The organism is Tsukamurella soli, from assembly GCF_039541155.1.
GTDB lineage: Bacteria > Actinomycetota > Actinomycetes > Mycobacteriales > Mycobacteriaceae > Tsukamurella > Tsukamurella soli.
On the sequence record NZ_BAABFR010000239.1, the window covers coordinates 1 to 1,307 of the forward strand.

A 1,307-nucleotide genomic window follows, 5' to 3' on the forward strand; every position below is an offset into this window, starting at 1 on the left:
GTCGATGACGCGGTGGCCCGCCACGTCGCCGCCGCCGCCCGGGTGGAGCAGTTCGCGGCGGCGGCGGAGGAGGCTGCCGCGACGCATGCGGCGTTGGCCGTGGACGAGGCCGGGATCGCGGCGCTGGCAACGGAACTCGCGCGGGCGAAGGCGGCGGTCGAGTCGGCCGATCATCGGGAGCGTCTGGCGGCACGGGATCTCGCGGCCCGACGCTCGCTCGCGGCGCGGCACGACGACGCTCGGGCCCGTGCAGACCGGTTCCGTGCGGCGCGCGATCGGGCCCTCGCCGACCGCGATGCCCGCGCCGCCGAGCTGGCATGGATGACCACCACCGTCGAAGAGCTGGGCGTGGTCGCCGCCGACCGGCGTGAGCGGAAGGCGCAGGCACAGTACGCCTTCGACTATGCGCGCGAGGCGTCGAGGTACCAGCGGATTCACGATCGGATCGAGGCTGCCGAGCAGCTCGAGAAGGAGTCGGCCGCGGTCCGGACGCGGCTGAACGCCAACGTCGTCGACCGGCGCGCGCTGCAGACGATCGCTGCCGCCGAGCGGGACGTGGAGGCCGCGCAGGCGCGCTTCACGGCGCTCGCGGCCACCGTCCACCTCGAGCGGCTCGGCTTCGGCGACGTCCTGGTGGACGGCCGATACCTGGCCGAGGAGCCGGTCGAACTCACGGCGGGCGACGGCACGGTGATCGAGGTGCCCGGTGCGGTGCGGATCGAGATCCGGCAGCGCGGCGAGAGCGCGGCCGCCTCGGATCGCCTCAGGGAGGCCGCCGCGCGGGTGCAGGCGGCGTGCCGTGAGGTGGGTGCGGCGTCGCCGGAGGACGCCCGCACGCTGCACGAGGCGCGGCTCGCGATGGAGATGGAGCTGCAGGAGATCCGGGTCAAGCTCGCGCGGGTCACGGGCGACGACGATCTTGCGGTCCTGCGCGGCCGGCTCGCGGAGGCCGCGGAGCTGATGGCCGCACTGGAGGCGGCGGTGGACGCCGACGAGCTGAACGTCGACTCCGACACCGCCAAGCAGCGCCACCTCAGCGCGGTCGCCGATGAGTTGCAGGCACGTCAGGAGCTCGACCGGGCGACCGCCGACCTCGAGCAGCACCGGTCCGAGCTGCATGTCGCGGAGACCGACGCGCAGGTGGCGGCCGCACAGCTCGCCACCATCGATGAGACCGCGACGGACACGGCGGCCGAGCTGGCGGCCGACCGCGACCGGACGTCGGACGAAGAGCTCGCCGCCGCAGCGGACGCCGCTGCCGATGCTGCGCGGGCCGCGGCGCAGGAGCTCGCCCGCCGAGCCGAGGC

1 protein-coding gene is annotated in these 1,307 nt (G+C 75.1%); it reads left to right on the forward strand.

What is annotated here, in order from left to right:
* Positions 1-1,307: hypothetical protein (locus tag ABD908_RS27340; RefSeq protein WP_425584420.1), on the forward strand; the 1,307-nt coding region annotated here is incomplete at both ends.